Raw genomic sequence first — 25,609 nt, forward strand, 5'->3', positions numbered from 1 at the left:
TTATATTGTCACAAGGGAATAATGCGTCCCTGCTTCATATCCTCGTTGTCTTAGTGCCCTCTTTACGATCCGCTCTGCTAATGCAGGAAGGTTGTTCTTACTGCTCATGTGGGTTAAGTAGATCTGCTCGCCTTTGCCCTTGATTAGCTTGGATAAAGCTTCAGCAGCAGCCTTGTTTGATAAGTGGCCACTATCTGATAACACCCGAGCTTTCAACGAATCGTGATATTCTCCGTTAGCAAGCATGTCCTCATCGTGATTACACTCAAAGATGTAGATGTCGCTGTAGGACATTGCATGGATCATATCCGGTGTTACCTTGCCAGTATCCATAAGGACTGATACTTTCTCGCCTGCTGACTCAATAACGAAGCCGGTAGGTTCGAGAGCATCATGATGAACATCGAATCTCTTGATTGTCATGAACTCAGGGGAACCAAGACCGAAGGTGATGGCACTTTGCTTATTCATGACCTCTGCACCTTCTAGCTTGCTGATCTTCTTCAAGGTTCCTTCTGATCCGTATACTGGAATCAGATATTTCTTTGCAATCCCTACTCCGCTCACATGGTCCTTATGTTCATGGGTTACAAATATTGCTTTTACCTCAGAGGGATTAACGTCGTTCTCAAGCATAATTTTTTCGATACTTCTTGCTGGCAGGCCAACATCCACAAGGATATTGACCTTTCCATTAGAGATCCACACGCAGTTTCCGTCAGAGCCGGTTGCTAGGATTTTAACTTTCATCCTCATCACCCTCGAACATCTTGTCAAAGCAACATCCACAAATTCCTGAGATAAGCAATTCTCTTTCGTCTGCTGAAAGATAAGGGAACACATGCTGAGCGTGCGCACCATTATTGTAATTTTCCAAATCCTTCTCATTCACCTTGACTGCTTGATCTTGCTTACACGAGAAACAATTAACTGTAAGTTGAGTATCCCTCATTAAATTGCACGCTCCCTTTTTATCCGATCTTGCCACTCTTTCAGGTGAGGGCATCCCTTTGCAGGTTCTTCATAGTACCGACGACCAAGAACAAAGGATACAAACTTATCTGTCGCCTTTTCGTAGTACATTCCGTTCAGTGTTGGTGCTGGTTCATCGATTTCGAATAAGTCGAGCTGCACCGGATCGTTTTGCCTTCTTGTCACGAACATTCACCGCCAGCCCCTCGTAGCATCGAGGACACACCCGCTTACGCCTGGTGTATTCCTCTTTGCCTGGATTGATTTCATTGCCGCATATCTCACAATCAGGGGCACGTTCATAAATCTCGACCATGAGAGTCTGCTTCATGGCCTACACCAATATTGGGTCTAATTCGCCACCAGATTCTTTTTCCTCGATGTCCATCTCCATGACTTTCAGAAGTGCTTTCCACTCTTGGAGAGATGGAGAATCACCTTTCGGAGTGATGTTGTCATTCATATATTTGATTTTTTCATTGTCGTCAGTGATTCCAAGCTTCTTGAATGCTGTACTAATCTTGGCACGAACAGCCTTGATCTCCTTGGCTTCTTTATCTTCTTGCGTCTTTTCAGGGGTAGCAGCAGGTTCAGATTGGACGGCATTAGCTTCATCGGTAATATCTACGCGTCGAGGTTCATATGCTTGTACATCACCACTTGATGCTGGAGCTTCATCCTCACTAATCTCAATACCGTACTGACGTTTTGCAGCTCTTTTAACAACTGTCTTTTTAAAGAAGTCATTGAAGTATTTCTTCCAGTTTGCAGCGTTGTTACCGGACAGGTGATGGTCTACCTCATCAACTTTCAGATACTCATAAACAGGCGAGAATCCGTCACGGTAAGCCAGAGCGTAACACCCAATAACCTTACCAGGGTTCGCAGTCATTTCATGCTCAACATCCCAGTAATAACGGCCCGTTGATTCATCACGAACTCGTTTAGCCTTGAACTCGTCACCTTCGTACACTAGCTGTACATCGATTCCTTGATATCCTTCTACTCGCTTCGCTAGGAAGGTGATACCTTCAACACTGATCTGGATAGACATCTTGCCACCGTAGATGATGCAATAGATATGATTAAGGAATGGGTTAAGCCCTGCAGCCGCCGCTGTCCGAACGAAAAGATTGAACTGATCAATGGAGGCATCCTTTGCGAGGGTATGCTTCATGGTTTGAAGCTCCTCGATTGTGAAATTACCGATTGCCTGCAGTTGCACGCTAGTAGATTGTTGTTGTGCTGCCATGTTTATTTGCCCCCTTGATGTTTTTCAATGCCATTGCTGATCTGTTTCTTAACTGTGTTCCATGCACGACTGTAAACTTCATCTGTCGTATCTCCGTCTTCTACTGAGACAACAACACCTGCATCTATCTTTAAGGATTCGTAGTTTCCTAGGTTCTTTGTATAGGTGAATCCAACGCTGATTTCTTTAACCTTCATTTGTTAACCCTCCATAAAAACTGTTTTTGTTGTATCCGAGTAACGATGAATAATATGAATGCGATCTGATTCTATTTTGAAAACGAGCCAATTGTCTGGGTTTAAACGAGCTGCCTTGATAGCCTGCTTATGCTTGAGTGTTGGATTTTTTCCGTTTTTCAATATGGGTGACCTCCATCTCGAAGCCCAAAGAGGCTAAATACCTTTCGTAAAGCAATGCGCGCTGCTCTATCGGTATCAGATGAAGATGGGTAGTCGTCAATTAATGCACTCAATCTGCTTTGATCAGCAATAGAGATAAACGTTTCTGGGAAAAGCTCTGGTGCTGGAAGAGACTTAATTTCCCCAATCACTTCTGATAATGCATGTTTAAGATCTAAAGCCTCGGAATAACTAAGTTCAATATTTGGAGTGTCTTCCCAAAAAGGAAGGGCGAGTATGATGGTTTTTCCATCACGTACACGTTTCACCAATACCGCGTCATCTTCACCACGAACCCAACCTTTGAAATGAACGAGTCTAATCATTATTGGCTACCTCCGTAGAACTTCATTTGCCGTCCAGTTGCTTCAGCAACCATCTTTCTAGTCCATCTGTCAGAGATAACACCATATTCTTTCTTGATTGCTGTTGAAACTTCAGACAGCCCGATTGTTCCTGGTACATAAGGATCCTTCAAGATCTTTTCACGTTTAAATTGACGATTAGCTTTGTAGAGTGCATAAGCTTTCGCAGCACCAGCTTGTCTTGCAGCAGTAAGAGCAACTTTTTTATCTTTTATCATAGGGAGAACCCTCCATTAGTTTGTTTTATTGGATATCCGTAATTGTTAGGGATTGACCAGGCACGGCCATGCAGACTATAATCTGACCAAGCGTTTCAACTGCGCTTGTGTATGACTCGGCATTATCCACCAGGCACGGTGCGATAGTGCCACTTTGTTTTGATAGGACTTGTATGAGTTCTAAACCAGCTTTGATCTTCTCTCCGACTGACAACTTCCGATATGGCTTTCCATCCATTTCAATTTCAAAATAAGGCTTTTGTTCACCGTTACCGACATTTGTTTCAAACAGCTTAAGAGTTAAGTTTGTGAAGAGACTAGATACCTTGGATGCCATGAGCTCAGCTTCTTTTGCTTTGAATGCCTTAATTGCATCAAGTACGAATACCGATTCCGCGAAGCTTTCATGAATGTCTTTGGCTGCTTGCTTCGCTTCATCTACATCTCCAGCAAGATTGCTTAATGCATCAGCATCCTTGAGGCTTGATTCGATGCTGTATTTCATATTCACAAGGTCATTTGTATCTGGAACCTCGATCTCTTCAAGAGTGGTAAATTCGCTTTTCATTCGTTTATATTGATCCACCATGATGGTGTACTTAGCCTTGAGTTCATCCAGTTGCTTTTGTTTTGATTGATGAGCATGAGTACGGCTTTCCTCAGTAAGCAACTGACCGCAAGTGACACAGGTTTCGTCCACTTCTTGGCTTTTAATTGATGTAAACTGCTCCTTGACGTTGCTCGCTTCGTTAAAGGACACCTTCATCTGAGTTTTCATTCGCTCAATCTTGCTGTTACGCTCTCTTGCTTGAGCGACATTTTCCTTTTGTGATTCAAGCTTTTCATTGATCGATTGAAGTTCGTTCTTAAGATTAACTAGCTCAGAATCAGTGAATTGCTTTGTTGTGCTTAGTCGTTCCTGCAATGTTTCCGCTCGTGACTTAGCAGCAATCAGAGCCTTTTCTTTTTTGTTTTTGTTATCGCGATGTTTCGCTTCCAGATCGTTGATGTTTGTTTTCTTGAGTAGTTCGGAAAGCTTGTCTGACTGAGGTGTAGGTAGGTGTTTAAGTACTTCTAAGTTTGCAGGTGGTAACACGTAACTGAGTAGTTGCGCTCGTTGCTCTTCCCACTTCTGTGCGAAGTAATAGCCTGGAGTGAATAATGAAAGGAATAATTTCTTGTCGAACATGTCCGATACTATGGAGTCAAACTCCTTCGCTTTCTTCGGAACTTCGTTGAAGTAATATTTTGCATTGTCGTTTTCGATGGTCCGGCTGAGTAGGTAAGGCGTCTGGTCTACTTCAATAAGCAGGTGAACCTCTACTGAGTCGTATTCATAATTCGTTGGTACAGGTGATAAAGTCTTGATCATTTGGCTTCCGAAAGTATCGCATCCGTACAAGCACCATGTGATCATTTCCCCGATGGATGACTTTCCTTCGCCGTTCTTGCCGGCTGCTTTAGTAGATAATCCGAATTCGTGATTAAACTGTTTGTGATTCTTGAAGTTTCTCGCTTTGATTTGTTTGATTGATATTTGCTTTGCTTGCTCCATGAGTCACCTCCATGTTGTATTTGCGTTCAATAATGTTCATTCCCTCAATGAGTACCGCTTCAGCTTCTGGGTCTGTTTCATCCAGGTACATGTCGTACATAAAGAGCAAACGGTCTATATCTTTGCATACCTCTTCAGGCAATTCGTTTCTAAAGCTTGTGAAAAGCTCTGATTCTGATCTGAACTGTTTCACTTCGTTCCCTCCTTATCCCTGAGCTTGATCTCTTCATCAAATTCGATCCAAAACTTCTTATTTGAGTCTGTAAGGATTTGAATGTCTATGTTGCCGATCTCATCCTCTTCAGCTGAAATCACTTCAAACTCAAAGTGTCCTTGTTCCGCTTCATCTTCCAACTGCACCCTGCCGACTTTGCCGACCAGATCTGGTCTTTGCTTTGCGGTCATGTTCTTCGTCACCCCCTTCCGGGTAATCTACCGTTAGATCTGAGATGCAATGTCTACATACTTTCTGGTCGTTCCAATCCCGTAAGAACTTTGGGTCCATTTCCTTGCTACATACGTTACAAGTAGGCAATGCACCAACAAGCGTTAATCGAGGTCTTATATGCATTGGGCTTCTAGCTCCTCAATCTGCTTACAGATTTCTTGTTGCCAATCCATGTCCCCGATTTCATGAGCGTGGAAGGCAAGAGATTTAAGGGAATCCAATTGATGTACTAGCTCAGCATTCTTTTGAAGGATTGCAACAATGCTAATTTGATCTAGCCAGTGGACCTTTAGCTTTCCTTCAGGTGTTAGGCTTCTAAAGTAGATCGCTGCTAGCATTCTGTGAATGTCGTGAATTGCTACACTCACTGGTCTTCACGCTCCTTTACTGCTGACCATCTCATTGCAACGAACCAGACATTTATGAGTAGAACAATAGCCAACCAGATCATGCGGTCAGCCCCCTTAGTCCAAGCAAGCCTTGTAGATCAGAGATTTCTTTATCAAGCCAATCTTTAGCTGCTTCAAGAACTTGTCCGTTGTTACGGAACTGGATGAGTTTGTTTAGGTGCCTTACCGTTTCTGTTTCAATGCCTTCGATATGTGACATTTGGTCATCTCCTCAACTAATCGATTATTCCGGCTTCTCTGCGGCATTCCAACACTTCCGCTTCTGTTAGGTGGCCGGCTTTGATCATAAGACCGATGTAGCTTACATTAAGGACATTTGATAATTTTCTGAGTGTTTCAGGTGCTGGATTTCTCTGTCCACTTTCAAGTTGTGAAATGAATGGCTGTGAAAGTCCGGCGGAGTGCGCAATCTCTGTAGGTGTGAACCCTTTTGTGTTCCGCAAACTCCGCAGATAATCACCGAAATCCTCATTTGAGGATGAATCCACCGAGCGCTCAAAGTTTGGAAGCAACTTAGATAAATTCACATCGAATAGTTCAGCAAATATCGCCATTGTTTTTCCCAGTGGAATTTGTATACCATCTTCGATACGAGAAATAGTGGCTTGAGAAATCCCCGAAGCATGCGCTAGTGATTTTTGCGTTTTATACCCCTTAGATCTGCGCAGACTTCGAAAGTAGTCTCCAAATTCATTCGCGGTCATGATGACAACCCCACTCTCTTCAATAGATCAGCGAAACGATTAGGGAAATAATGTGGTGCTGTTTCTCTTGGTGAGGCTGGACTGATTATGTTCTTGCCGTACTCTAGACCAACATCCGTAATGGACTTGAACACTTTAGAACCGCCTTTACTGGAAGGACGTTCTTTTTCTTCTAGGATCCCTTGGCTGATAAGCAATTGATTGAAGGCTTGTGTTTGGATGCCTACACCGTGTTTCTTAAGAAGGGCACTCGCTGACTCTGTAATTGCTTCGTCTGCATATCCTGGTAGAGGTACTGAAAGTCCGTGCTGCTTGTTGAAATCGCCTAGAAGTTTTAAGCGTCCGCTGTCAGGCAATCGAAGGACATTAGCTGAAACTTCGATCATGTATGCTTCTTTCCTAAAGTGGAGCAGATCGTCACTGCTCATTGATTGATATTGAGGATTGCTATTAAGGAAATCGGTTTTAAAGTAGTAGTCATCGACGAGCATTTCATAAGCTCCCCATGCCTTATCAGTGTTTAATGATTTTGCAGTGAGCCAAGCGCCTTTTTCGGTCCAAAGGTAAAGGATCGAGGTGAATTTAAGGGTGTCGTCATTTTGACGAGAGGCTTTGAACTCTTTTAAATCCATCCCCTTAAGCATGTAAAAATGTTTTCCTTCCGTGTATCTAGATTCATTACGTTCGAAGTTTTTACTTATGGTTTTTGTATCTGTACCATATGATTCGGCCAGTTGCGCCGTGGTAAGTACTCTTTGCCCGTTGTGTTCGATCACTTGTAATTGATACATTTGCGTTCTCTTCCCTTCGAATTTATTGATTACATCTAGCTCCGCGATTCATCGGAGTGCGCAATCTTGATTTCAACACCTAATGCTTTACAAACTTTATCCAGCGACTCTTCATTCCACCTGCGTCTACCTTTAAAGAGATCTGAAATGTAGGAGTACGAATATCCCGTCGATCTAGATAAGTCTGCTTTATTCACTCCCAACCTCAACATTGCAACTTTGAGCATGATTGAAAAATTCATTAACTCATCCCTCTCTGCAGCATATCTTGCCTTGTTGTACGTGTATTTCCGTCATTGTGAGTATGTTTAGATCGAGATCAAGACAAATCGCTAGCTTTGCCAATGTTTCCACACTTGGCATGTACCTCCCGTTCTCTATATCAGAGATATAATTCCGGGAGAGACCTGTTTTTTCTGACACTTGATACTGCCTCATGTGCTTTTGTTTTCGTTGATCTTGTATGACCTTGCCAAGTTTTTTCTTATCCATGGTTATTTTGCTCACCTCCTGTACATAATGTAGTGTATAACCGTCATTTTAGTAAAGTTTTAAAAAACTCCAAAATCAAGCAAATGAGAGAAATACCACCATAAATACTCGTATTACCGTCATTTTGCTAAATATTACGTGTTTTTCCGTCTTTAAATGATTTGTATTACCGACATTTTAAACTTATAATCATCTATAATAAGAAATTGTGTGTGGAGGGGTAAAAAATAATGTCTATTGGAGCAAACATAAAAGAGTGGAGAAAGATCAGAGGATTAACTCAATTGCAATTAGCAGAAAAGACTAATTTATCACGTTCCTATGTTGCTGATTTAGAAAGAAATCGTTACAACCCAAGTGTCGAAACACTTGAGGCTTTTGCGAAAGTACTTAACATAAAGATTTCTGATCTTATAGAAAGCAAAAACCCCGATCTTCACGAGGAATCGGAGTTAGCGGATATACCTATAGAAAAATTGAACCAATACACCCTTACCTACAAAGGGCACACACTGAGTAAAGAAGAAGCCGACGATGTTATCGATCTTTTGGAGGCAGCTTTAAAACGTTGGAAGAAATAAGTGATTCTAAGTAAGCCTCTACCTCTTGTGTTTGAACACCTTTTTCTTTCAGCTGTCTTAATAAAACTTTTAGATCAATTTCTTTCGGCATCTGCTTGTCCTCCTAGTTGTGGGGTTGTTTGTTAAATTTTTCCGATAAATATTTAAAATGAGCATACCACAAAATTCGCCAAAAAACGAGAACAAACGTTCTTTGTTAATCAAATACATAGAGTTGTAATGAAAGGAGTACCCAATGAGTTTCCGGCTCGGGGATTGTCTCCTGCTGGAACGACTAAATGAGAAGGGCTGGACTCAAGCTGAATTTGCTAAGCGTATGGGCGTAACTCGCCAGTATGTAAGCAAACTTGTCAGTGGAGATCGTAAAATGTCCCTAGAATTCGCTATAAATGCTGCTAACATTTTAGGCTGCCGCGTAACAGATCTATACATCCTCAATGTCGTTCGAAAAAGGAACTGAGCGTGTTGTATTTCAAACACCTCTCCCCCTGAGTAAATTGTCAACCATATGGGTTACAACTCCTCATCATGTTTACGAACATACTTCTCCTTACAATGAGTAAATGCAATTAGGCCGCCACAGATTTCAAAGAATGAGATCACCATTCTCTAAACTGCGACGGCCAACAGCCACTCCCCTATTTGTTAAACCTACTGAGCATTGATTCCACAGTATCTTGAAACACTTTGAACGATTGTTTATTTGTCTCATACGATCCGGAACCAACCCCGATAATCCAAACTGGCGGAAAGATCTTCTTCTGTGGTATCTGCCAAGATTCATTTTGCCAATCCCCTGATAGATAGTACTTTTCATAACGGTTCATTTTGTCCTGCATTTGTGGTTTGGTATATTTTGAACGCTGGATCTCTACGTAAAAAGGTGTGTTCTTCCAAATTACGAATGCATCAGGTTCAGGCATTCCCTTACCGCCAAGCTTCGGTTCGACTACAAAAGCTCTTGGTTTTTCAATGCGGAATATATCCCTATAGAACTGTGATATCGAAAGGAAATGACCTATTTTCTGTGAGTCTGATTTAACTTTGCGTTCGGCACAGTAATACACATATTTCCTGCGTTCCGTGGAGCATTTAATATATCCATCCCGGCGTAACCTTTTGAGTGTAGAATTCGCGTGAATCACTGGATGTTTCGTGTGGGAGAAGTACATTTCTGCGACATCTTCTCCAGTTAAAAACCGGAACTCATGCAGACTGTTGATGATCTCTCGATCTCTAGTTCTCATATGCCAACACCCCAAATACTTCATCGTCTTCGTTCGCATCTTCCGTACTATATTCTTCCTCTGTCAGATCAACAACTTTCGATTCTATGACCTCTTTCCACTTATGTGGTTCTAACATTGCCTTGGCATCATCAAGGGCTAATAACGGAGCCTGAGCAAACCTGATACCATCCAAAGATAATGCAAACTTCCCTTTCTCCTTATTCATGATTTCTGATGCTTCGCCGCTATCAATAGCAATCCGACTGTTAACTGCACTACTGGCACGAAACGCCATTCTGACGGTTAGATTATTCTTTAATATTCCGTCCATAGTGGTACTGTCGGCACGTTGCAAAGAGAGGATCAGGAACACGCCTAACGCTCTACCGACTGATGATATTTCTTCTAACTTATTCATGATGTCATTTTGTTTTTTCAACAAAACAAATTCGTCAATCGCAAAGACAATATACTTCGGTTTCACATCTTCCGGCAGATCGTCCACATGAGCAAGACCATATTTATTGAGTAGCTTACCTCTGTGATTCATGGCACTGCTGATGTTATTAACTATTTTTCGTAGGTCGTCAACTTCGATAACCACATCATTCGCTACACCTTTAAAGATGTGAAACTCTGTGCGTTTTAAATCGGCGCAGTACAGCTCTACACGGTCTTTGCACTGGGTAAGCAACGTTGTAAGGATGGAGCGAAGCTGTATTGATTTACCACTTCCTGTTTCACCAGTAATGAGCAGGTGGGGATTCTCGACCATGTTATAAACCACAAGACCCGATTGTGTATTTCCTACAACGATAGGGAGAGGGATATCTTTCACAGCTTCTGCAATTTTCTCTTTATCGTAATCAAACATTTTCACTTCTTGGTTATATGCTTTGATGAAAAATCTTCTCTTATCTTTTGATAATTCGAATTCCAGTTCCGACCCGAACGCTTGGTAAAACAAATCCTTCTTCTTATAAACTTCATCCGGCAGGAGTCCAATGGGTAACATGAAACTGATTTCTGTTCGGTTCAGATAAATTCGGATATCCTTTTTACTGAAAGAAGGATACTTCTTGATCTGCCTACCCTTATATCCCTGGATGCTCATATAGATGCTACCCATGCGCAGGACAGTGTTTAACTTCCCACACGCTACATTTACTGGATGTGTCGCATAAGCCACATATGCTCCACCTATACTTCCCACAACGCCCACCATCTTCGCAATACCCGCTGAACTCAACAGCATAATTCCACCTGCTTCCTCTTCTTTGAAACAAATTTGATTTTTGGCTCTATATCAATGATTTTGGCTTGTATTAAACATTTCTTAATACATATTCACTCAAACATTTAATTAAATGATTACTAAAACATTTACCAAGATACATGTACACCGAGATATTGCCCCGCGACCTTGAAGAAATCTTTCCAGGTAGCAAAGGCAATCAAGAAGTAGCTCACCTGCGCACCGATCCTTACCATGATCACATTTCCGGCATTACCGCTCATCTCAAGTTTTCGTTCAATGATATGTCCAACGATTCCTACGGCAGCAATACTTGCAAATGGGATGAAGAAATTCATTTTTATATCCACCCTTCCACGCTGAATTCTTCTGATCGTTTAACCTCTGGCAGCTGAATAGTAATGCTGCTACCTTCCATATCCCTCTGGATCAGCCGCTTGATGTATCCGGACGAATTAGGTTTACACGACACTTGCTCATGCCAGTATCTTTGTTCCGGATCGAGTAGGTTAAAGGCTACTTGGATGATCTTAATTTGCTTAGCCACCGTATACCCTCCTTGCAATCATCAGGAGTCCCCTGACGTTTGTAGTAAAAGGATCAGGATCTAGGAGCACTGCTAATGGAAAGAGTTGCTGTATAAACGGTAGAACCTCATTAGCACCGCCTCCAGTTACATAAACCACATCGTTCTTATCCCATTTCCGAGCGATTGCCCTAGCAGCTATTTGTCGTCCAAAGGATCGTGGATCTAGCTTACTCTTGCTCTCCATACCTTCAGGCAGTGTAAAACTGCTCTTATTGATAAACTGCCGGTCCGTGATCGTGGCGAAGTTCACGCTACCGCTTCCGATATCAATGATTCTTATAGTGCCGACTGCAGGAGCTACCAAAAGCCCAGAAGCAGCTCCTTCAGGTCCAACCTCACAGTTCTTGATTACAATGACTTTCCGCTTACCGTTTACAGTCAGATCGTGGCTGCCGATGTACATTTTCTTAATTGCCTGCTTTTCAGTTTCAGTATGAGTATCAATCGGTTGGCCAACTAAGATTTGATGTTCGTTTCCGGATCCGTATTGGTGCAGTGCTATGAGCGTCCGTAGCTTCGCATCAAAATGAGCTTTGCTTTCGTCTTTTCGACTTTCTACATACTCCGACTCTCTGAGCGCAAGACTGCCGGCAAAGCCAGTAAGACCGTCATACTCCCATTCAAAATCAAATTCTCCTGAGCTTTTTAGGTTACGGTCCAGATCATTAATGCCGATTGCAGACGGAAACATCACTGGCTTAGGCAAACGGCTGTCAAAGTACTTTGTATTACGTCCTCCTGGATCGATTGCGCTTATCATAAGGATCACACTCCTGATGTCTGGTTATATATCCAGATACGTAACCAGGCGCCTTGATCCGGTTTGGTTAGGTATCTAGTTCTATAACTATGGGCACAGCTTGCCTATGTTTCCTTAACTCATGAATAAATTTTCATAGATTGTCCCATCCTATTACTATTAGGAGGGGTTACTTTATGTATGGGTTAGGAAAGAAACGTTCTAGGCTAGGGGCTTTTTTGGATAGGAATAGAATCACTCAAGAGTGGTTAGTAAGTACTTCTGGTCTTAGTAGGGATGCTGTCTCAAGACTTTGTGATGGGAATAGAGATCACGAGAAACTTCAAATAAAATCTAAATCCAAAGTTATTTCAGCATTAAGAAAACATGGATACGATGTAATGGCTTCTGATTTTTGGTGAGTGGAAATATATAGAAAAATGTTTATAGGTCTGGTAGACTAATTTTCATTAATGGAATTATAGGAGGGTGAGATGTTGCGCAAGATAATTATTTTGTTTATGTCCCTGATCGTTTCTTTTTCAGTTCTTGTAGCCTGCACCAACAGTGAACAAGAAGATATACAACAATCGGTGCAAGAAAGCAATGAAAGCAATGGAACCATTGATTCTGAACCATCATTGGTTATTGATGAGAACAAAAACGAAACTGCTAAAACGGACATCGTAAAAGATGACATTGTACCCATATCCGATGCCGAAAAAGAGCTAACAGCGGAAATATTAAAGGTTGTTGAGAATTACTTATTAAAAGAAACTCCTCCGGAACTTGAATTGAGAATAGCCGAGACTATAGAATCCACTGTTGACCTCCTTAGCGTAACTAACAGAAAAGATTTCTTAGATATTACTGAACTCATTCGTGATGGAAATAAAAAAGAGATACTACCTTTGTTCGCTTCATTAAAAGAGAAATACGATTCATCAGTCACAGTTAACAACGTCGATACAAAGGAAAAAGGTTCTGAATCGGCACAATCTAATGTTATTGCCTCCCTAGATCCTAATGAGGTAAAGAGCATTATAAAAGCTAACGCAGAAAAAGATTGGGAAGACGACTACGAGATGCAAGCTTTCATAATTAAGGAGCAGACAACCGCTTATAATGAGTTGGCAGAATTGTCTATTGATGATGATGTACTAAAAGGAATTTTAGATACCAGTTACGAGAAGTGGGACCACGATTTTAAGATGGTACGATTTGATTTCCAGGGGCAACTAGAAGCCTATATTCAAATAAAAAAGCTGGACATAGACAATAGTAAGGTTAAGAAAAAAATACTTTCTAGTTCCTCTTCTAAGTGGGGTACTGACTACAAAATGGTTTTATATGATTACAACAACCAGCTCGAAGCAAATGAATCACTAAAATAAAAAATGACCCTGCCGGCAATCTATGGCAGGGTTATTGATAATTAAGCAGGAATATTATAGCATTTTGTCGAAACGCATTGAATACGAAAGGTGGTCTTTACATGCATCATACACGTTATTCAAAACGACACATGCAACCACTGACCAACGATATACAATTGCATTCAGCGAAAATGAATAAAACGCCGATTGTGATATTTTTTGGTCCTGAACTTGTTGGCAGTGGTGTAATCGAGGATATTACGGAGACTCACATTACGATAAAAGGTGAGCATTACATTCGAGGAGCTTGCATGTTTAGATATGCTGGATAGAAACACAAAAAAGCCCGAGGATTCCCCCCCCCCGGGCTTTTTTCTCATTCCGACATGTTTATTCAGTAGGCATTCCTGCAGCTTGCCGTAGATACTTGGCTAAGTTGTTATAATGTGTCTTGCCTGCCTGGTCACCTGCTCGATGAGCTTTTTGCCATGCAGGTTTGAGCCACCGAAATATAATTTCTTGAGCGTTGGATTTGTGCAGTTTAACTGCAGCTGCTAATTTCATTCCCTCAGCATCGATGCCAGCCGCACTCCTAAGATTGTTTGCTAAACGGTGGAAGTGACCTGCTCCATCGATATCCCCTGCATCTTTAGATGCTTTCCACGCAGGTCGTACATAGTTCGTGATCAACGCATTTGCAATGTAAGGTGTCAATGCCACGAATGATGGTGCTTTAGGAACGACCTTCTCGCCTTCTAGCTCAGTCGCTACGTCATATATAAGATCCTTCATAGTTTTTCCGACCGACTTAAGAGCCTGTTCGCAGTCAGCTTTACGCGATGGATCAAGCTGTTTATGCGTAGGGATATGAATCAAAGGATTCTTCCCCCACTTCCAGCAGCAATAGGCAAGATACCACACAAATTTCTTATATGCTTCAATCGTGTTTATCTTTCCTCCATAACAGAGCTCTACGCCAAGAGCAATGTCGTTTGCGTCATCACCATATTTATCATTGTCGGTGGTGACATTATAACGGACATGCCAAGCCTTCTCAGCAGGATCTGGACCAGTTCCGGTTGGGATGATCTCCAGTATACGCTTGTCATCAATGAATATTTGTGCCGAAGCTTCACGATCTACCATGCTGTTAAAGTATTTAAAGTGTTGCTCAGCATCTGCTCCAGGATTGCCAGTATCGTGAGCAACAAAGAAACCCGGAGTGCCAGATACTAATCTGGTTCCGGGTCTCACGTTTGGACGCTTGTTAATATAACGTCTTTCGATCTTATATTTAGTTATGTCCATCCTTTTCAACTCCCTGTTTAGTTTGTTGAAACAGTTGATTCCCATAAACAGCAAAGGAACCAGCTAACACACCCTGAATAAGAGCATCAGGACCCCAACCAAGCATCCATACAGTTAGGATCAAAGCGAATAAAGTTACTCCATATACAATAGTCCAGTTCGGCACTTTCGGTGTTTGTTTTAGGATAAAGCCCACTACCCAGCAAAACGCCACTACAATGACAAGTCTAGGATCAATAAGATTAAAAATATTACTCCATTCCATATGGTCCATCTCCTTATTCTTCTATTTTGTCGATCCGCTTATGAGCCTGTTTAGCTGATTCCTCAACCCTCGTTAAACGTTCAGCAAAACCATCCATACGTTGCCCTTGTATTCGGACATCAACTTTAATGTCATCAATTCCTCGCTTGATGTAAGACACATCCGTATGCAACGATGCATCCGCTGTCGCTTCCTGCACTACTTCTGCTCGGAAGGCTTTTGTTTTACCTGTCCATCCCAGCCAAATACCACTGACACCAGCTAATGCTGCGATTATGGTTGTAAGCACGCTCCAGTCCACCTTTCCTTCCCCCTTCTCTCTAAATAAAAGAACCCCCGGACCACACAAGGGCACAAAAAAACACGCTCTCATCTTGAGGCGTGCTTGTTATGCAGCATTGCTGATCAATCTTTCTTCAACCAAATCACGGAGAGTGGTTCCATTCTCATCCACAACCACATGCGGTATGCTTTCAAGTGTACGGACAATCTTCTTGATTAAAGATACATAAATAGGGACCATAGATAACATGTTAATCACCCCCTCCCTTTAGTGCTGCGATTTCTTCCTGGAGTTTTAGAAGCTGTTCATATAGATCTGATAATGCCTGCTGGGTAGTAGTACTTTCATTTTGAGCAATCGTAAGTTGTTCATAAGCATCTGCTAAAGCTTGTTGTACTTGAGTTAATTCTGCTTGCGTAGCTGCCAAACGTGTTTCCGTTGATTCTATTTTTATATAGTCATAATACAACTCGCCTGTTTCAAGATTGATACGAAGTACTGACGTCAGACCATTGACTGCGTTAGCACCGTCTGGTGTAGGCGATTCAGACTCAATAGTGTTTGGACCCTCCGTTATTGACTCATCAACAGCACCTTCATAGATTCCGGTTACGTTGCCGACATTCGGGGAGTATGGTTCCCACGTGATATATCTTTTCATTTAAAATCCTCCTTTACATTGATATAACTGATAAAGATGATGCGTAGAACATAATATCTGCGGTGTCAGTTCGAGTGTTTTGTATGCACACAATAGCAAGCGTCATAGGTCCATTGTTGCTAAAATTCGCAGGTTTTGAAATGTTGACCTTAGCTAGATTTCCATTCTCCCTGCGGTAGTACGCTCCGTCACAATTACCTGTATCTACGCTTAAAATATTGTAGTAGAAGTTTACTTCAAGCTCGTTACCGTAGGCTATTGTTCCAATTTGCCATCTAACCCCATTTGAGTCTACTAGACAAATAGCCGCATTGAGCCCGTTCATGGCGGATAATTGCCAGCTTGAGGTGGAACCTGCGTAGATAATCGGTGACATAGTGATCAGTCTGGTTTTGGCAGGTATGGTTCCAAGTGTTTTCACCACACCAGTGAATCCGCGTGCAACTGAATAGTATTGTGTCCCCCCCGTATTAATTACAAGGTTCTGATACACTCCTTGCTGAATCGAGTTGACTCCGTTGACCAGTTCAGGGAACGTGGCGACACTTCCAGCTTTAGAGACTGTGCCGCCTTTACCAATGATGATTGTCTCAAGACTGCCCTTACCATCATTTACAGAGGTAAAAAGATCGTCTGACCAAGGACCCCATATTCCGTTAATTTTTTTCTTCTGTCTGTATGAGTGGCTTGAGTTATCTAGGTTGTAAGCGTTGATCGTCATAAACATATCGTTGTGCTTAAGCACCTCGAAGTAAAACCACCCCGAATTTGGCGCGTTCACAATCCCAGATCCCATATAAAACCCCGTACTAAATGCATACGTATGCAGATCAGTTCCTGCTGGCATATTAATTGCGGTCCCACTGTCCGCCGTCATCATTGATTTCTGCCACGGACGAGCGTCTGTGTACGCCTTGGCATTCGATTCAGCTGTTGCTGCTCTCGCTTGAGCTGTAGCCGCATCTGTTTCCGCTTTAGCTCCTTTGTCGTAAGCGGTCTTAACTGCTTTTTCCGTAGCCGCTACGTTCTCCCTTGTCCCGTTTGTTGCATTTGACAGTTGCGTGATACCTTTTTTTGTTAGGGACGCGTCTGGCACCTCGATTTTTACTCCAGCAATAGCCTCAGCCAATTCGGGATGAGTTACATATACGAGTGAATGATCAATATTCGCTGTTACATTCTGCGCCTGCCCCACAAAGGCAAGGGTATCAAAACTCTTTTGAATTACATCATCGCTACCAGCAGGAGGAATGTAATCAGCTGTCTCACCAGCGTTGGCATACAAATACAATATTTCTCCTTCATCGGGATCCATGGCAAACAAACCAAGTTCACGGAAGTAAAAACCAGCAGTTACATCCTGATTTGATAACGAGAAACCTACAATAGCCTCATTAGGTGGACGCATCTGTAGTTTGGTGACAGGGATAGTTTTTTTCTGGCTAATTACATTCGTCATCGTTGGAAGTAATTGTCCCGAAAGGCGTCCATCACCTATTACAAATCGGGTATATCTCAATTCCCTTCCCGCCTGTGCTTTGGCCTGCAGTGCGATACCTTTATTTGTTAATGATTTCGTAAAAACTGACATTCGCACACCACCTACCTAAATTCTTATAAATTCTCCTACCTGAAAAACAAAGCCGGTATATAGACGTATCTCTTCGACCTGAGAAAGAACTACTCGTTCCAGGTGAGCAGTTAGTCGTTTGACCGATTCAACAGCCCGATAAAACTCTTGAGCACGCTCCTGCGTGACTGCTGGATTATTTGTTGTCACCTGAAATTTTCCTGGTTCCCCACCGTATTCAAACCATTCCTCGACTTTACCCTCGCCGAAGAGAATCGTGATTAAGTCCTCAATAGCTGCAGGCGTCCCTTTAATCCTATGAAACTCCTTAGCGTTAAGGAGTAGTTGTATTTTTTGTTCCAAAGGTAACGAGGTGTCATAGTAATCAAGATGCTCCTGCCAAGCTCGTTCATCTGCCTCTGCGTCCGTGATCTGCCCCTTCAGCAATCTGCGGTAAAAGGAAAGGTCCGCAACTTCCTGAGTCAGCTGCTGAACATGACTATCCAGTGCACGAGCTGCAGCCGATACCGTTGGATCAACCTGTGCATTAGGTGGCAGTAAATCATAAACGCTGATCTGATCGATATTAGTCATCGGCCAGCCCTCCATCGATCACATTAACTGTCGCGTCCTGAGCGACCTGAAGCTCCGTTATATTTACATAGGTCGGAGCTGTTACCACAACTCTGAGCGCTCCAGCAGACATAACACGCCAAATAAGCTCCGATGGATTTACATCCCTCCCGAGCTTGGACTTTTGCCAAAGCTGATAAGACTTCACAGCTTCGTTTACTGCCGCTTTGATTATTTCGGACTCTGACGCTCTATCTCTGTTGATGTAATAAGTAATATTGATATTGTACGTGACAGCTGTAGGAGCTTTGACCGTGACCTTATCTGTTAATGGTCGTACCTTTCGAGAATTGATCTTTTCGTCTACTGCATTTAAAACCACTTGTGTTGGGATTATTCCACCTTCCAGCAAAGGTATGACCGTCACTTCTGACGGTGCCTCAGAGACAGCTGCTACATCCACGATAGCTGCGCTGGCTGTTTTTGCCCAATATTTATAACCTTCTTCTGGTCCTGCCGTAGAAAATGATTCTGGTGCCATTCTAATACGTTCTCTGTATGAATCATCATCCTCGGTATCCGCACCGCCTGCTGTGGTCGTAAGATTGGTCACTGAAGCCACAAATGGCAGCGGATCAATCAAGGTATTGATCTGTCCAGGTAAAAAGCCATTACCTATCACACCAGGAGTTAAACACTCGACAAGCACATCAGCCGTTGTGTTCCCTGCCGGAATCGTTAAAGATACTTTCGTTGCAAATAATAACGATCCTTCCGCGCCTTCCGGTGCGAGTCGGGTCCCCACTGGGATCGTCTGCGGTGTTACAAGCGGAATGGACAATGTAAACCGTACAATTGATATTGCAGGCTCTGCCTGTAATATCGGTGTCTTAGGATCACCCAAGTAATCCAGTACAATTCCTTTTGCGTACCTTAGCAACTCGCCCTTTGCAACTCTGTTGATCAATACACGCTGCTGGATAATGATTTGAGCAAAGGATCGTAAAGCCAACATTTCCGGATCCGCTCGGTTAAGCGTTTCCCCTGTAAATCCCTGAAAGACAGTAACCATTTCCCCAAAAACTTTTTCCGCATCATCTTCAACAAATTTGATTTCCGGTAACTCGACCAGTGCCATTATTGCACCACCTCCTTCTCTACAAACTTAATGATCGGGACCAATTTGCCTTGTTCTGCTTCTTCTGTGCTTGTTTCAAACTCAATGCTGATCACCTCAGCTCGTGGTTCAAACTCCGTGATTGCAGCCATCAATTCATTGATCAGGAGTGCCTGCGCTACCTGATAAGGTCGATCCATAACATCCCCAGATATACCAAAGGCACGATCCAAAGGGACCGTGCCAGCAAAGGTAGTTGCTACGACCTGTATGTTTTGTTTTATTGAATCAATACCCGTAAGACCAAAGCGCATTGCTGGCTGCTGGCCTAATACTTTATGTTCAATCATACGTATTCCTCCAATGATACCGCCAGTGACGCCTTCAGCAGATTCCCGTCTCGGTCAATTCGTTCCCATGCTTGCCCTAGGTTCAAGATTTTCCACTTCCCTTGACCTAGACCTTTTCCACCAATCTGCAAAAGGAGCACCTTCCCCTCCGTCTGATATTTAAGGAGTTTTTCCATCTCAACACGGGGATTCATACCAAGATTCACATCAAAACTCATCGTGAAAGTAATCGTATCAAGCCCCGGGCCTAGAAATTGGCTACGGGGCTTCTGAAGGTGGATATCATTATTTCCCCAACGGGCTGTTGAATCTCGTTGGAAATCTTGGAACGTCCGTACCTTTCTCGGAGTTTTAAACGACGAAATAAATACGATATCCCCTAACGCACCAAGTCCAATCATAAAATCTCACCACCTCGTTTAACAGTTCCGCTAACGTCCAAGTTACCTTTTACCGTCACGTCACCATCTATCATTACTCCGCCGGTTGCCTTGACTATCAACTTTTTAGTGGATCGGTCATAGTAAACATTAGAGCCATCCTCATACCAGATACCTCGCTGATCGGGAGTTCCAGGTGGATCATCGTCATCGATGACACCAAGGCAGATACCCTCAGATAAGCCATTTGCCAAAAATAAGCATGCCACTTCTTGCCCAGGTTCAGGCAGATCATTACCTCGTGCCCATCCTCCTCGGCTAAGCACTGGCAGATCACCAGACACCATATCCTCTCTATCTCCAAAGGTAACCGTTATTGTCCCTGACTCCGGATCTGAGGTGGAGCATAACCCGATTCGAAATATATTCCATAAAGCACTTGCAGACATACTTACCACCCCAGAACCTTACGTATTTGTATTTCCGTCTCATAAGGCGTTGTGCCGAGTCTATGAGTAGCACTAACAACGATGTACTTCCCATTGAACCGACCAAACCCTTTTGCATTAATCGTTATACCAGCAGCAAATCGTATGTCACCGTCAAGTGAAAATGATGCTAGTCCAGATTTCTTGTTCTGTTCCCTCAGTCTGTTCTTCGCTAATCGGTTTGCTTCTGCTACTGTTTCTACTCGCTCATTAATGCGAAGCACAGGAAGACCCGTCGCATTTGGCAAGCTGTATTCTCCAGTAATCACTTTAGTTGTAGACTGTGTGTTAGTAGCTGCTTTAATCGTTGCAGGCTTATCATCCTTGCTCTTATCTTTTTCCTTCTTCTTTGCTTTCTTAGCTGAAGCCGGTGGTCGATAAGTGACAACACATTTCCCATACGCTGTTGTTGTGCTACTCTCACTAAAACTGTAGTTAAGGATATTGCTTTTACCTTTGACAATATCAATAACAGCAGGTTTTTTTTCATATTCAGCCTCATCAAACAGGACCAAACTGCCTCCTGAAATCTTGACGGCTATACCTTCGTCTTTTGCTTTATCCACCAAAAACGAAAAGTCCGTTTGGTCACTCTGATCCAAACGTTCATATGTGGGGTTCGCTACTGCGGAGTAAACTAATTTCAGCTTTGCACGACCTGCAATGTCCTGGGCTATCGTTTTTAATTTAACCTTCTCCCAAGACTTTGTACGATTCTCCTGCTTGGCCTGTGCACCGCCAAGTGGCAAAGCTAGTGCCTGGATCATCACCTTGTCAGGAGGACCGTCAATATCAATAGAATCAACTTCAAATGATCCACACGGTAGCTTGGCTTTCTCTCCTGGTTTATCCCAATTGACGACTGTGATCTCCGCAATGAGCTTATCGCCAAATTTCGGCTTCCAGGTGTCTTGCCAGTTTGCTTCTCTATCATCCAGAGTCACAGAAATACTGTCCTGATCCCCTGGAGCAGAATCCTCATAAGTAAAATCCATCAGATACTTACTTAGGTACTCTGTACCCATCTCTTTACCGTTGTACTTGAGCATAAGATATGCATGACGACCGTCCTCTACCGTTTTCATTGCTCACCATCCTCTAACCGCCAAGGTGGAAGAGTAGAAGCTGTAGAAATAGGTATATCAGGGACATTAAGAGTTACTCCTGCGGGGAATATCACTACCTCAGCATGATCAGGATTAGCATCAATGAGCGGAACCATGAAAGATTCTTTTCCAGAAATAGAAAAGGCGATACCATCCCAAGTATCGCCCTGAATTGTTCTATAATTTTTCATTATGCCAAACTCACCCTTTGTTGTTGACGTTTATATGCTTCGAACTGCTGTTTAAAATCTGCTCTGTTGCGGTTATCCATTTCTTTAATCGCTTCGACATCGGCGTTTCCTTTAATGACGTATTGAGGGTTATATATAAAGTCTCCACCGCCAGCCGATCCAGAATCAATTCCGAGCATACGACCTGTCATAGCATGCAAGTCCCGTGACCGCTGATCGTTTCGAATCGGTATAGCCATTTCTGGTCCAGCTTCACCGAAAATGGATGGTTGGTTAGCATAACCACCATCTGCATATTGAGGCAATTCAAAAGTCTTTGGTTGTTTCATGTTGCTCAAAGGAGTACCAATCTGACGCCATAATACATCAATATTAATCTGTTTATCTGTAGGGAGAAGATTCATTTCTTGATGCAGAGCAGATACATCTTGCATAGCCCGTTCGAAACGTTGTTGCTCCGCCTGAGAGAGAGTAGAATACTTACCTGCTTGTTTTTCCAAATCCGCACCGTAATCAAGTTCAATAAGATTGAGCTGAGCTTGGTATAAATCCTCGTAACTACTCTTGGCCGTCCCTAACTCTTCCATTTTTGCAATATAAGCATCAAGCGTGCTAATTCTCTCATTCGTAAGATCCTCAATATTGCTATCTAAGGAATTCAAGTGAGTAATATTTTCGTAAACAAAACCTACTGTTTCTCCGACTTCATCTGCCTTTTGTCTGAGAGCTTCAAGCTTCGCAGAGCGATCTTCAGATTCACCAGATTGCATAATTTTCTCAAACTGAGCTTGGTACTCTTTAAGAGCAGGTAAAGCCGTATCTAAAGCTTGTTTTTGTTCCTGCAAGTCTGCGGTTTGCTTTTCGAGTGAAGTAATTTCATTTTCAAGCTTTGGAAGTTTCTTCTGCCCTTCCGCAACTTCCTTTTCCATTCGTAATTTCGCAAGTTCGAGTTCTGCGTCAGATTCCTGTTTTAAAAGTCCGACCTTTTCTCTAACCTTTCCGTTCTCAATATCGTACTGGGTTATTGTTTCAGGATAAAGGTCTTGAAGCTTTGCAGTAACCTCTGCGAGTTTCTCCTTTTGAACGACGAGTTCATGAGAATTTCCACTGCTGTTCTCAATTGCATCACTTAGATTATTGTATGTCCAAACCAGATCATTAGTTTGCTGAGCCTTCTCAGTAGCTTGATCATACTGAGCTGAAACCTCGCTCAGTTCAGCCCCCATATTTATCAGAGACTGGCGAGCCATATCTTGATGTTTTTTATATGCCATAACTCCAAGTGAGAGAGCACCGACTGCGCCTACAGCCAAACCGACTGGGTTTGTCATCAATCCTATTGCGCCGCTAAATTTACTCACGCCATTTGTTGTATCAAATACAGCCTTTCCCACTTTGCCAAAGTCCTTGGCGATACCCACAGTGTTTTTTGCGAGTATAGCAGCTGGAACCGCAAGTCCTATTGTTTTGATCACGTCTTTATTGTCTTTTGCCCATGCTGTCATATCTTTCAGTACAGGCATAAGATCCTCACCGATCGGAACAATTAACTCATCCATTAACTCTCGGCCTAAGACCTTTAAATCGTGGGTGAGATTGTCATACTTTACAGCTGCCATCTCTTCCATCGTTTCCTTGGTCATATCAAACTGGCTTTGTGTAGAACCAAGGGCAGCAACTACCTCTTTCTCAAGGTCTTCCCACTGTGTACCAAAGAGCTCAACACCGATCATATTTCGATAAACGGTGTCGTCAATACTGTTTAATTCCGTGATAACATCTTGCATTACATCTTTACCTTTGACCGCCCCAGTACTCAGTTGGTCCAGGATGCTAAATCCGTCACCCATAATTCCGGAGAGAGCAGTAAAAGTTTTCTCTGCTTTCTTGCCACCCTTTTGGAGATTCTCAACCATTTCTTTGGCTGTATCTGCTGATACGTGTTTAAGTAGCTCCATATATTGGGCTGATTTTGTTCCACCTTTGGTTAGAGCAGCGGTGAAATCTTCGATACCTTCAGGAGCAAATAAGGCTGCTAACGCATCACTTGTCTTCTCACTGCCATCTTGGATTCGGATATTAAATTCTTTAACTAGATCCCCGACTTTGTCCAGGTTCCAAGCTCCTGCTTCAAGACCCGCATTAAATGTATCGAACATTTCATTTGCGGAGTAACCGAGTGCGGCAAATTGAGGCGCGTATTCATTCGCAGAATCGAGCAATTCTCCCGATTTATCTAAACCATTTTGAGCACCTTGAGCTAGGAGGTTCATCGACTCTTCAGATGTGATTCCAAACTGCCGCATCATCGTGTCCGAAGCCTTAACGGATTCAGGAATATCAAAGCGGAAAACATCTTGGAGAACGATCGCGTTTCTGGTGGTAGTCTCCAATTCATCTCCCTGCTGCTTGGTTACATTCCGAGCAATGACGAGAGCATCTGTGAGGTCCGTTACACCCTCTCCAAGTCCTTCACGATACAAAGATTGGGAGATATCTTGAAGGCCCTCTAATTCGGCTCCTATGGCTCCTGTTGCCGCTCCCAACTGACCAGATTGTGCGTCGAGTTGACCAATGGTGCTGACCATCTCCCCAAGCGATCCAGTTACTTGCTCAATAATGGCGTAAGCCCCTGTGAACTGGAGTGTTCGTTCGAAAACTTGACCGAACTCTCTAACATCCTCGCGGAGCTCATCAAAGGCTCCTCCAGCCTGTCCAGCTTCACGGCTGAGTCGATCAAAACTCTTTGTCTTTCCAAGCATCCCTAAATCTTTTTCGAGCCCCGTAACATCCTTGCTGAGATTATCAAAGGTTCTCGTTAGTCGAGGGTCGATATCACCATTTAATTCAAATGACACTTCATACTTTTTTGGCATAATCTAACCCCCTTCCTTCCGAGCTTTATCTTCGGTGTAAACTTCATCTAAAGCAGCATCCCACTCGTACAATGTCCAGATCGGTCGACTCATAAAATAAGAAACATCTCCCTCGATATGTCGTGACAACCTTATCGAGATCTTCATAACTTTACGAATGGGATTATCAGCTAAACCAGACCGGTCAAAAAATCTTTTGCAGCACCTGTCACTTTCAAAAAGTCACGCGCTGGGAGCTTTTTAAGCATGAACGGGCTCACTCCAGCAGCCTTAGCAGCAGTCACTGCATGATAAGCCGGATGTTCATTTTTGAACTTAACAAATACATTTTTCTGACCAATGACAAAATCCATAAAATCAGACTCGATTTCCATAATGCTGTCCCCAGAAAGACGTTCAAAATCGAGTACCAGTTCTTTATATTCCTGATCTTCCCAAGTAAAAGGCCGAGACAGCTTAATCACCGTCCCGGCCTTCTTGATTTCTTCTAAATTTTCTGTGCTAACCACTTTATCGCTCATATTGTTATCCTCCTTTTATTAAGCCAATCCAAGGGCTTTCCTTACATCAGCAAGCATGTCTTGTCCATTCAGGCGGTATATATAATTAAACCTATCGAATTCCAGAGCTGCTTGACCATCGAGGAAGATTTTGATGTAAATAACCTCGATATTGTTAGTCGAGTCAGTTGTGGCGTTTTGTGCCAAGGTTCCTAGATCTACGCCCTTACTCATACCCCGAACTACGACTTTAATCGGTGTGTACACTGTTGCTGTTTTGGCATTATCCCATCCACTAAAAGCACCTCGGACTTCCAGACCAGCAGAAGAGCCCATTAGACTAAACATATCTTTATCAATGGTTCTCCAAGTAATCCCGAGTTCCATTGATTCAAAATGGCCTTCAGCTGGAACATCAACTGTACCAAGAATACCTGCTCCTGATACGGAATCCGTCATGAGAGTCAGCGAGGGAAGTGTAAGATCAACCACTGCAAAACTGTTGTTACTTCCCTCTTTAAATACGTTCATACCTGATAATTTAATTGGAATTTTGTTAGTCATGCA

General features: G+C 42.8%; 43 protein-coding genes. 5 read left to right on the plus strand and 38 right to left on the minus strand.

Annotation, left to right across the window (positions count from 1 at the left end; translation table 11 throughout):
* From KFT32_RS06735 to KFT32_RS06815, 17 genes are all read right to left on the minus strand, one after another.
* On the minus strand, positions 1-750 hold the full coding sequence (locus KFT32_RS06735; RefSeq protein ID WP_211746379.1) for an MBL fold metallo-hydrolase: 750 nt from the start codon (positions 748-750) through the stop codon (positions 1-3).
* Positions 740-952: a hypothetical protein gene (locus tag KFT32_RS06740; protein WP_211746380.1), complete on the minus strand. Its 213-nt coding sequence runs from the start codon at positions 950-952 to the stop codon at positions 740-742. Before KFT32_RS06740 ends, KFT32_RS06735 begins: the two co-directional genes overlap by 11 nt.
* A complete protein-coding gene (locus tag KFT32_RS06745; protein WP_211746381.1) occupies positions 952-1,164 on the minus strand; it encodes a hypothetical protein in 213 nt (70 codons plus the stop codon). Before KFT32_RS06745 ends, KFT32_RS06740 begins: the two co-directional genes overlap by 1 nt.
* 142 nt (positions 1,165-1,306) lie before the next feature.
* A complete protein-coding gene (locus KFT32_RS06750) occupies positions 1,307-2,224 on the minus strand; it encodes a RecT family recombinase (protein ID WP_211746382.1) in 918 nt (305 codons plus the stop codon).
* Positions 2,225-2,226: 2 nt separating this feature from the next.
* Entirely contained in the window at positions 2,227-2,421 is a 195-nt protein-coding gene (locus tag KFT32_RS06755) for a hypothetical protein (RefSeq protein ID WP_211746383.1), read from the minus strand.
* Positions 2,422-2,424: 3 nt separating this feature from the next.
* On the minus strand, positions 2,425-2,583 hold the full coding sequence (locus KFT32_RS06760; RefSeq protein WP_211746384.1) for a DUF6906 family protein: 159 nt from the start codon (positions 2,581-2,583) through the stop codon (positions 2,425-2,427).
* Positions 2,580-2,948: a hypothetical protein gene (locus KFT32_RS06765; protein ID WP_211746385.1), complete on the minus strand. Its 369-nt coding sequence runs from the start codon at positions 2,946-2,948 to the stop codon at positions 2,580-2,582. The genes KFT32_RS06760 and KFT32_RS06765 overlap by 4 nt, the downstream gene beginning before the upstream one ends.
* Positions 2,948-3,205 carry a hypothetical protein gene (locus KFT32_RS06770; RefSeq protein WP_211746386.1) on the minus strand — a complete coding sequence of 86 codons (258 nt, stop codon included), beginning with the start codon at positions 3,203-3,205 and terminating at the stop codon, positions 2,948-2,950. The genes KFT32_RS06765 and KFT32_RS06770 overlap by 1 nt, the downstream gene beginning before the upstream one ends.
* Positions 3,206-3,230: 25 nt before the next feature.
* Positions 3,231-4,760, minus strand: a complete 1,530-nt coding sequence (locus tag KFT32_RS06775) for an ATPase (protein ID WP_211746387.1) — start codon at positions 4,758-4,760, stop codon at positions 3,231-3,233.
* A complete protein-coding gene (locus tag KFT32_RS06780; protein WP_211746388.1) occupies positions 4,690-4,953 on the minus strand; it encodes a hypothetical protein in 264 nt (87 codons plus the stop codon). Before KFT32_RS06780 ends, KFT32_RS06775 begins: the two co-directional genes overlap by 71 nt.
* Entirely contained in the window at positions 4,950-5,165 is a 216-nt protein-coding gene (locus KFT32_RS06785; protein ID WP_211746389.1) for a hypothetical protein, read from the minus strand. Before KFT32_RS06785 ends, KFT32_RS06780 begins: the two co-directional genes overlap by 4 nt.
* Before the next feature lie 156 nt (positions 5,166-5,321).
* Positions 5,322-5,576, minus strand: a complete 255-nt coding sequence (locus tag KFT32_RS06790) for a DUF7667 family protein (RefSeq protein ID WP_211746390.1) — start codon at positions 5,574-5,576, stop codon at positions 5,322-5,324.
* Positions 5,577-5,655: 79 nt separating this feature from the next.
* On the minus strand, positions 5,656-5,817 hold the full coding sequence (locus KFT32_RS06795) for a hypothetical protein (RefSeq protein WP_211746391.1): 162 nt from the start codon (positions 5,815-5,817) through the stop codon (positions 5,656-5,658).
* Positions 5,818-5,833: 16 nt separating this feature from the next.
* Positions 5,834-6,322 carry a helix-turn-helix domain-containing protein gene (locus tag KFT32_RS06800; protein ID WP_211746392.1) on the minus strand — a complete coding sequence of 163 codons (489 nt, stop codon included), beginning with the start codon at positions 6,320-6,322 and terminating at the stop codon, positions 5,834-5,836.
* Positions 6,319-7,113: an ORF6N domain-containing protein gene (locus KFT32_RS06805; protein WP_211746393.1), complete on the minus strand. Its 795-nt coding sequence runs from the start codon at positions 7,111-7,113 to the stop codon at positions 6,319-6,321. Before KFT32_RS06805 ends, KFT32_RS06800 begins: the two co-directional genes overlap by 4 nt.
* Before the next feature lie 35 nt (positions 7,114-7,148).
* Positions 7,149-7,355 carry a helix-turn-helix domain-containing protein gene (locus tag KFT32_RS06810; RefSeq protein ID WP_211746394.1) on the minus strand — a complete coding sequence of 69 codons (207 nt, stop codon included), beginning with the start codon at positions 7,353-7,355 and terminating at the stop codon, positions 7,149-7,151.
* A 4-nt stretch (positions 7,356-7,359) separates the two neighbouring features.
* Positions 7,360-7,605, minus strand: coding sequence for a helix-turn-helix domain-containing protein (locus KFT32_RS06815; protein ID WP_211746395.1), 246 nt, complete (start codon positions 7,603-7,605; stop codon positions 7,360-7,362).
* Between the two features lie 230 nt (positions 7,606-7,835).
* On the opposite strand from KFT32_RS06815, the gene KFT32_RS06820 reads away from it, so the two are divergent.
* Both KFT32_RS06820 and KFT32_RS06825 read left to right on the plus strand, forming a co-directional pair.
* Complete coding sequence (locus KFT32_RS06820) at positions 7,836-8,186, plus strand: helix-turn-helix domain-containing protein (protein ID WP_211746396.1); 351 nt, start codon at positions 7,836-7,838, stop codon at positions 8,184-8,186.
* Positions 8,187-8,421: 235 nt separating this feature from the next.
* The gene (locus KFT32_RS06825; RefSeq protein WP_211746397.1) at positions 8,422-8,646 is read left to right on the plus strand and encodes a helix-turn-helix transcriptional regulator; all 225 of its coding nucleotides are present in this window, start codon (positions 8,422-8,424) and stop codon (positions 8,644-8,646) included.
* Positions 8,647-8,824: 178 nt separating this feature from the next.
* Here the strand turns inward: KFT32_RS06825 and KFT32_RS06830 are convergent, their stop codons facing one another.
* From KFT32_RS06830 to KFT32_RS06850, 5 genes are all read right to left on the minus strand, one after another.
* Positions 8,825-9,433, minus strand: coding sequence for a replication-relaxation family protein (locus tag KFT32_RS06830; RefSeq protein WP_211746398.1), 609 nt, complete (start codon positions 9,431-9,433; stop codon positions 8,825-8,827).
* Positions 9,423-10,670, minus strand: coding sequence for an FtsK/SpoIIIE domain-containing protein (locus tag KFT32_RS06835; protein WP_211746399.1), 1,248 nt, complete (start codon positions 10,668-10,670; stop codon positions 9,423-9,425). Before KFT32_RS06835 ends, KFT32_RS06830 begins: the two co-directional genes overlap by 11 nt.
* A 128-nt stretch (positions 10,671-10,798) precedes the next feature.
* Positions 10,799-11,008: a hypothetical protein gene (locus tag KFT32_RS06840; RefSeq protein ID WP_211746400.1), complete on the minus strand. Its 210-nt coding sequence runs from the start codon at positions 11,006-11,008 to the stop codon at positions 10,799-10,801.
* Between the two features lie 2 nt (positions 11,009-11,010).
* Positions 11,011-11,217 carry a hypothetical protein gene (locus tag KFT32_RS06845; protein ID WP_211746401.1) on the minus strand — a complete coding sequence of 69 codons (207 nt, stop codon included), beginning with the start codon at positions 11,215-11,217 and terminating at the stop codon, positions 11,011-11,013.
* On the minus strand, positions 11,210-12,019 hold the full coding sequence (locus KFT32_RS06850; RefSeq protein ID WP_211746402.1) for a ParM/StbA family protein: 810 nt from the start codon (positions 12,017-12,019) through the stop codon (positions 11,210-11,212). The genes KFT32_RS06845 and KFT32_RS06850 overlap by 8 nt, the downstream gene beginning before the upstream one ends.
* 176 nt (positions 12,020-12,195) lie before the next feature.
* Between KFT32_RS06850 and KFT32_RS06855 the strand changes: the two genes are divergently transcribed.
* The 3 genes from KFT32_RS06855 (at position 12,196) to KFT32_RS06865 (ending at position 13,706) form a co-directional block, all read left to right on the plus strand.
* Positions 12,196-12,420: a transcriptional regulator gene (locus tag KFT32_RS06855; RefSeq protein WP_211746403.1), complete on the plus strand. Its 225-nt coding sequence runs from the start codon at positions 12,196-12,198 to the stop codon at positions 12,418-12,420.
* 72 nt (positions 12,421-12,492) lie between these two features.
* A complete protein-coding gene (locus KFT32_RS06860) occupies positions 12,493-13,392 on the plus strand; it encodes a hypothetical protein (RefSeq protein WP_211746404.1) in 900 nt (299 codons plus the stop codon).
* A 101-nt stretch (positions 13,393-13,493) separates the two neighbouring features.
* Positions 13,494-13,706, plus strand: coding sequence for a hypothetical protein (locus KFT32_RS06865; protein WP_211746405.1), 213 nt, complete (start codon positions 13,494-13,496; stop codon positions 13,704-13,706).
* Between the two features lie 58 nt (positions 13,707-13,764).
* Here the strand turns inward: KFT32_RS06865 and KFT32_RS06870 are convergent, their stop codons facing one another.
* The 16 genes from KFT32_RS06870 to KFT32_RS06945 all read right to left on the minus strand — a co-directional run bounded on the left by KFT32_RS06870 (position 13,765) and on the right by KFT32_RS06945 (position 25,606).
* Entirely contained in the window at positions 13,765-14,682 is a 918-nt protein-coding gene (locus tag KFT32_RS06870; protein WP_211746406.1) for a peptidoglycan recognition protein family protein, read from the minus strand.
* A complete protein-coding gene (locus tag KFT32_RS06875; protein ID WP_211746407.1) occupies positions 14,669-14,947 on the minus strand; it encodes a phage holin family protein in 279 nt (92 codons plus the stop codon). Before KFT32_RS06875 ends, KFT32_RS06870 begins: the two co-directional genes overlap by 14 nt.
* A gap of 13 nt (positions 14,948-14,960) precedes the next feature.
* Positions 14,961-15,248: a hypothetical protein gene (locus tag KFT32_RS06880; protein ID WP_211746408.1), complete on the minus strand. Its 288-nt coding sequence runs from the start codon at positions 15,246-15,248 to the stop codon at positions 14,961-14,963.
* An 87-nt stretch (positions 15,249-15,335) separates the two neighbouring features.
* Positions 15,336-15,479: a hypothetical protein gene (locus KFT32_RS06885; RefSeq protein ID WP_211746409.1), complete on the minus strand. Its 144-nt coding sequence runs from the start codon at positions 15,477-15,479 to the stop codon at positions 15,336-15,338.
* Position 15,480: 1 nt separating this feature from the next.
* Positions 15,481-15,891, minus strand: coding sequence for a hypothetical protein (locus tag KFT32_RS06890; protein WP_211746410.1), 411 nt, complete (start codon positions 15,889-15,891; stop codon positions 15,481-15,483).
* Between the two features lie 13 nt (positions 15,892-15,904).
* Positions 15,905-17,482 (minus strand): tail fiber protein, encoded by a 1,578-nt coding sequence (locus KFT32_RS06895; RefSeq protein ID WP_249435713.1) that lies wholly within the window; start codon positions 17,480-17,482, stop codon positions 15,905-15,907.
* Between the two features lie 15 nt (positions 17,483-17,497).
* Positions 17,498-18,055 carry a phage tail protein gene (locus KFT32_RS06900; protein ID WP_211746411.1) on the minus strand — a complete coding sequence of 186 codons (558 nt, stop codon included), beginning with the start codon at positions 18,053-18,055 and terminating at the stop codon, positions 17,498-17,500.
* Complete coding sequence (locus tag KFT32_RS06905; protein WP_211746412.1) at positions 18,048-19,172, minus strand: baseplate assembly protein; 1,125 nt, start codon at positions 19,170-19,172, stop codon at positions 18,048-18,050. The genes KFT32_RS06900 and KFT32_RS06905 overlap by 8 nt, the downstream gene beginning before the upstream one ends.
* Positions 19,172-19,501 carry a GPW/gp25 family protein gene (locus KFT32_RS06910; protein WP_211746413.1) on the minus strand — a complete coding sequence of 110 codons (330 nt, stop codon included), beginning with the start codon at positions 19,499-19,501 and terminating at the stop codon, positions 19,172-19,174. Before KFT32_RS06910 ends, KFT32_RS06905 begins: the two co-directional genes overlap by 1 nt.
* Complete coding sequence (locus KFT32_RS06915; RefSeq protein WP_211746414.1) at positions 19,498-19,902, minus strand: phage tail protein; 405 nt, start codon at positions 19,900-19,902, stop codon at positions 19,498-19,500. The genes KFT32_RS06910 and KFT32_RS06915 overlap by 4 nt, the downstream gene beginning before the upstream one ends.
* On the minus strand, positions 19,899-20,330 hold the full coding sequence (locus tag KFT32_RS06920) for a phage baseplate assembly protein V (RefSeq protein WP_211746415.1): 432 nt from the start codon (positions 20,328-20,330) through the stop codon (positions 19,899-19,901). Before KFT32_RS06920 ends, KFT32_RS06915 begins: the two co-directional genes overlap by 4 nt.
* Before the next feature lie 2 nt (positions 20,331-20,332).
* On the minus strand, positions 20,333-21,454 hold the full coding sequence (locus tag KFT32_RS06925) for a phage late control D family protein (RefSeq protein ID WP_211746416.1): 1,122 nt from the start codon (positions 21,452-21,454) through the stop codon (positions 20,333-20,335).
* Entirely contained in the window at positions 21,451-21,666 is a 216-nt protein-coding gene (locus KFT32_RS06930) for a tail protein X (RefSeq protein ID WP_211746417.1), read from the minus strand. Before KFT32_RS06930 ends, KFT32_RS06925 begins: the two co-directional genes overlap by 4 nt.
* On the minus strand, positions 21,666-24,542 hold the full coding sequence (locus KFT32_RS06935) for a phage tail tape measure protein (protein ID WP_211746418.1): 2,877 nt from the start codon (positions 24,540-24,542) through the stop codon (positions 21,666-21,668). The genes KFT32_RS06930 and KFT32_RS06935 overlap by 1 nt, the downstream gene beginning before the upstream one ends.
* A gap of 170 nt (positions 24,543-24,712) precedes the next feature.
* Positions 24,713-25,063 carry a phage tail assembly protein gene (locus KFT32_RS06940; protein ID WP_211746419.1) on the minus strand — a complete coding sequence of 117 codons (351 nt, stop codon included), beginning with the start codon at positions 25,061-25,063 and terminating at the stop codon, positions 24,713-24,715.
* An 18-nt stretch (positions 25,064-25,081) separates the two neighbouring features.
* Positions 25,082-25,606: a phage major tail tube protein gene (locus tag KFT32_RS06945; protein WP_211746420.1), complete on the minus strand. Its 525-nt coding sequence runs from the start codon at positions 25,604-25,606 to the stop codon at positions 25,082-25,084.
* Positions 25,607-25,609 lie beyond the last annotated feature (3 nt).

Origin of the sequence: Paenibacillus sp. Marseille-Q4541, assembly GCF_018310695.1 — a bacterium.
Taxonomy (GTDB): domain Bacteria; phylum Bacillota; class Bacilli; order Paenibacillales; family Paenibacillaceae; genus Paenibacillus.